The sequence below is a fragment of the Nostoc sp. DedSLP03 genome (genome assembly GCF_034530815.1).
Classification (GTDB): Bacteria; Cyanobacteriota; Cyanobacteriia; order Cyanobacteriales; family Nostocaceae; genus Nostoc.
The window spans coordinates 1-4,795 of record NZ_JAVRCK010000189.1 but is presented as its reverse complement, the minus strand read 5'-3'; the positions used below and the strand labels follow the sequence as shown (position 1 = coordinate 4,795).

The window sequence follows — 4,795 nt, the reverse complement described above, 5'->3', positions numbered from 1 at the left end:
TAATGATAAAGTGACCGAAAGTTAATTATTCAAGCATAAACAGTCCGAAAGTTACGGATTTTTGTATGCTCAGTGACCAAGAATTTGAACAATGGTGTCATCGGCTCGGTTTAGTACAGACGACAAAAGAGTTTGTGCAGCAAATCCGTTGTTCGGAGCCTGTAAGGAAAGTAGGTGGCGGGGCGAAAAATGTTTGTGGTAGCTATCCAAGCCAGAAAATGGGAAAAACGATTCAGTTTGAGTCCCATAAAGTAGAGCTGCCAGCGATCGTAGAGTATGAAAACGACGAAGATGTTCTGGAGTATTATGACCAGCCAGTTCGTTTAAGCCTATCATTTGAATCGAAAAGCGGACGTAGGGTGGTAACAAGCCATACTCCTGATTTCTTGGTAATTCGCCATAACTGTGCAGGGTTTGAAGAATGGAAAACTAACGAACGTCTTGTGACACTGGCTCAGAAACAACCCACAAGGTATCAACAAAACGAAGATGGTAAGTGGCAGGCTCCACCGGCAGAAACTAAAGTTCAATCATTGGGGCTTTACTATCACCTTCGTACAGATCAGGAAATAAACTGGATTGCTTACAGCAACCATCAGTTTCTCAGGGCTTACTTGAACCCTGAGAATATAGTTAATCCAGAGGCAAGGACAAGAATTATTGAGTCTGTTACAGCTAATCCGGGGATGACCCTGAAACAATTACTCTTATCAACAAGTACGAGTTGGGTAGATGATATTTATGTCTTGATTGCAACAAAGCAGTTATATGTAGACTTAGAAGCCTTAGCGTTGAGTGAACCAGAAAAAGTTCATCTGTTTAGTAACCAGCAGGTAGCAGAAGCTCATAACTTAATTATGTCTAAAAAGGCTGCTGCTAGAGTTGCTTGCGGGCAACAAATTGATGTGGCAGTTGGTGCAACCGTGTTCTGGGATGGAAAAAGTTTATCTGTAATTCAGATTGGAGAGAAAAAAATTGTCTTACAAGGTGAAAATCATCTAGTTGGGTTAAGCCATACAGAGTTTGAAACACTAATTGCACAAAAAGAAATTACTGGCATTGAAGCTCAAGGAATAAAATCAGCCGAAATTTGGGAACAGTTAAAATGTGCCAGTCCAGAAGACTTAGCCGTGGCTAACTACCGCTCCAAAATTATTGAGCCATATCTGCATAGAGATCCGCCAATAATGCCAATAAATAGTCCTGTATCTGAACGCACAATTCGTAGATGGAAAGCCAAATATTATGCCGCAGAGGAAACTTTAGGCTGGGGTTACGTTGGTTTGCTGCCAAATCGTAAAGACAAAGGAAATCGCATTGAGCGATTTTCACCTCAAACATGGGAGTTCATCGATAAAATTATTGAGCAGCATTACGAAAATTTCAAGCAGAGAAATAAATTGATAACTTACGGTATTCTGACAAGAGAATGGGAAAAAGCGGGAAAAACAGACCCTTGCCCCAGTCGGACTACGTTTTACAAGCGCATCAACAGTAGAGCAGATCATAGACAAACCCGTAAAAGGCAAGGTTCGCGGGCAGCTTATCAGAAAAGCTCGTTTTATCATGAATTAACGTTCTCGACACCTTGCCACGGAAGCCGTCCATTTGAAATTTGCCACATTGACCATACCGAGTTAGATATTGAGTTAGTTTGCCAAAGGACAGGATGTTGTTTGGGTAGACCTTGGGCAACCGTTTTGATTGATGCTTTCTCACGACGTATTTTAGCTATCTATTTAACATTTGACCCGCCGTCCTATCGCTCCTGCATGATGGTGCTACGAATTTGTGTGCAGAGATTAGGACGGTTCCCAGAAACTTTGGTAGTAGATAATGGTGTAGAATTTGGCAGTATTTACTTTGAAACTCTGTTAGCAGCATTTGGTTGTATAAAAAAACAACGCCCTGTGGCTAGTCCTAGATTTGGTTCAATAATTGAACGTTTTTTTGGCACTAGTCATACTGAATTTTTCTATAACCTGAAAGGGAATACCCAAATTACAAAACAAATTCGCTTAGTAAATAAGACGAATAATCCAAAGACGCAAGCTGTATGGACGTTGCCAGAAATATATGAGTATTTTTGTGAATATGTGTATGTAATTTATGACCAAAGAGAACATCCTGCACTAGGACAAGCGCCATGTGTTGTGTTTGAAAAGGGTCTAACTCAAAGTGGAATGCGCTTTAGTCAAAGAATTGTTAATGATGAAAATTTCCAAATTTTTACATTGCCCTCAACTTCAAAAGGAACTGCCAAAGTTATACCAAAGCTTGGGGTAAAAATTAACCACATTTACTACTGGTCAATAGATGATTGTTTTATCCATCCTGAAATTGAAGGAACCCAAGTACCTATTAGATATGATCCCTGGGATGTAGGTACGGCTTATGCCTATGTAAAAAATGCTTGGGTGCGTTGTATTTCACAACATTATTCATCATTACAAGGACGTACTGAACGAGAAATTCGGTTTGCTAGTATCGAAATACGTCAGCAGAAAAAGCAGTATAACCAGAGAATAACAATTAGAGCTAATGAACTTGCACAGTATTTAGAATCAGCCGAAGCTCAAGAGATTTTACAACTACAAAGACTGCGAGATTTGGCAACAGCTGGGGTACGTCAAATTGTAGCTTCTGAAATAGTGAAACAAGCACAATCGATTATTAAAGAAGATTTAGCCAGTATTAAAAACAATATTACAGAAGAACTAACCCCGCCAAATAAATTAGAGACTCAAGAAATTAATCCCAGGCAAATCCAACCTTACTCTCAACAGGAGCTGTGGTAATGAATTTTCAACGTCCATTTCCACAAGAACTCCTAACAAAATCCTCAATAGAGCGACTGAACTATTTTCATAGCATTACAGTTGGGCATTTACGTTTAAGGCAAGCTTTAGATGCTTTATTAATGAATCTTCAACAACCAACAGATATTTGTGTTCTATTTGTTGTTGGGCCGGCTGGTGTGGGCAAAACAACTTTAAGGTTGCGAGCCGAAAAGCTGTTATTGGAAGAGGCATTAATATCCATGAGCCATAATACCTGTCAAATTCCAGTCGCAGGAATAGAAGCAATTCCAGCAGAAGGCGGAAAGTTTAATTATAAAGATTATTACTTAAGGGTTTTAGAATCTCTGGATAATCTTTCAGTAACTTTAAGCACTACGAACAGTAACGTTAATTTCCAAAATCATACAATTGGTTCCAACACATACTTCGCTTCCAAAAGTTCTGATATTGTACGTCGTGCTTTAGAACAAACGATGCGGCATCATCAACTGACAGCACTAATGGTAGACGAAGCTCAACATCTACTGATGTTGGCTGGTGGAAAGCAAATGCTACATCAGATGAACTGGATAAAATCTATTGCCAATGTTACTGGTACTGTACATATTTTGTTTGGTACTTATGATTTACTGAACTGTTGCCACCTTAGTGGTCAAGTCAGCCGGCGCAGTGACGATATTCATCTGCCTCGCTATTGTTCAGATAGTAAAGAAGATGTAACAGAATTTATTCGGATACTTCAAACATTCCAAACACACTTACCATTAATTGAAGAACCATCTCTGGTAGAAAAGTACGAATATCTTTTAGATTATTCGTTAGGTTGTATTGGTATCCTCAAAACTTGGTTAACAAGAGCTTTAAGAACTGCGCTGGCAGAAAATGCTCTGTCCTTGAGTTGGCAGCATATTCAACATAACGAATACTCGAAAGCACGACGTGAACAAATTCAACAAGAGGCAAAAGCTGGAGAACAGCGATGGCATAACGAGGTAGGAACTCAAAGCCAAACCCAAATGGAAACTTTAGCACCTGAAGATTTAAGCCAGCCACCTGTAAAAAGGGGTCGTGTTGGAAAGCGTCAAGCTAAAAGAGATACTGTAGGGATTAATCTAGATGTTAGTTAATTCTTATACTAATGACGGGTTGTGGAATTTAGAAAAACCAGTCATGCCACAGCGTAGTCGATTGTTCCCTTTGGAACCTATTGGCATTGGTACAATCTACGTGGAAAGCTTGAGCGGGTATGTAGCTCGTCTTGCTGAATATCATTCTACTAATACAGAACAGTTAATTTTGTCTAAGATTCTCCCCTTAATGGAGCGAAGAATGTCTCAGACAAGCCCCACAGACATTATTAATAATTTTTTTGGAATTCATTATTCCTTAGCAGCTGCAAATGAAATCAAAGGTATTTTTGCTACAACTCTAATTCAGGTTCTTGAGGAATTAACTTTACGCCGAGATTTGACTAATTTGTCACCCCTAAAATGGGCAAGTTTGACCTTTGAGTCTAGTTTTCTGCGCTTGTATCAAGCTTGGTGTCCATTGTGTTATGCCAGTTGGCGTACTCAGAATCGAATAATCTACAACCCACTGCTATGGTTAGTCAACACAATCAAATTTTGCCCCCATCACGAACATCAAACTCTGATTGAGCATTGTCTTCACTGTAATCAGCAATTTCCAACGTTGACTAGGTGTTCTCGCCCAGGATATTGCTCAAGCTGTCATCTCTGGTTAGGTGATTTTGGAATCAACCAAAACCTTGATGAACAGGTAGTGACAGAAAACTCAGAAAATTCATGGCAGCATCTGTTAATGGGAGATGTTTCTTCTCATCGCAGAGACAAACTGACATGGCAGTTTATGTGGTTCGATGATGTCGAGGATCTGGTTGCTAACGAACCGTCTCAGTTTCTGCCGCCTAAGAATCAAACTTTGGATGATTTTCAACCATAAGCTGTCCGTAGCGGACAACTTATGGTGTAAGT

At 39.7% G+C, this 4,795-nt stretch carries 3 protein-coding genes; all 3 read left to right on the top strand.

Annotation, left to right across the window (positions count from 1 at the left end; all coding sequences use genetic code 11):
- The first annotated feature begins 65 nt into the window (after positions 1 to 65).
- The 3 genes from RM368_RS37910 to RM368_RS37900 are packed head-to-tail and all read left to right on the top strand — an operon-like array spanning position 66 to position 4,763.
- Complete coding sequence (locus RM368_RS37910; protein WP_322698834.1) at positions 66 to 2,798, top strand: TnsA endonuclease N-terminal domain-containing protein; 2,733 nt, start codon at positions 66 to 68, stop codon at positions 2,796 to 2,798.
- Entirely contained in the window at positions 2,798 to 3,928 is a 1,131-nt protein-coding gene (locus RM368_RS37905) for an ATP-binding protein (RefSeq protein WP_322698833.1), read from the top strand. Before RM368_RS37910 ends, RM368_RS37905 begins: the two co-directional genes overlap by 1 nt.
- A complete protein-coding gene (locus RM368_RS37900) occupies positions 3,918 to 4,763 on the top strand; it encodes a TniQ family protein (RefSeq protein WP_322698832.1) in 846 nt (281 codons plus the stop codon). The genes RM368_RS37905 and RM368_RS37900 overlap by 11 nt, the downstream gene beginning before the upstream one ends.
- The last annotated feature ends 32 nt before the right edge of the window (positions 4,764 to 4,795 follow it).

Bases quoted from the DNA above. Each gene is read 5' to 3' on its own strand.
- RM368_RS37900 (WP_322698832.1), top strand. From the start codon at position 3,918: ATGTTAGTTAATTCTTATACTAATGACGGGTTGTGGAATTTAGAAAAA.
- RM368_RS37905 (WP_322698833.1), top strand. From the start codon at position 2,798: ATGAATTTTCAACGTCCATTTCCACAAGAACTCCTAACAAAATCCTCA.
- RM368_RS37910 (WP_322698834.1), top strand. From the start codon at position 66: ATGCTCAGTGACCAAGAATTTGAACAATGGTGTCATCGGCTCGGTTTA.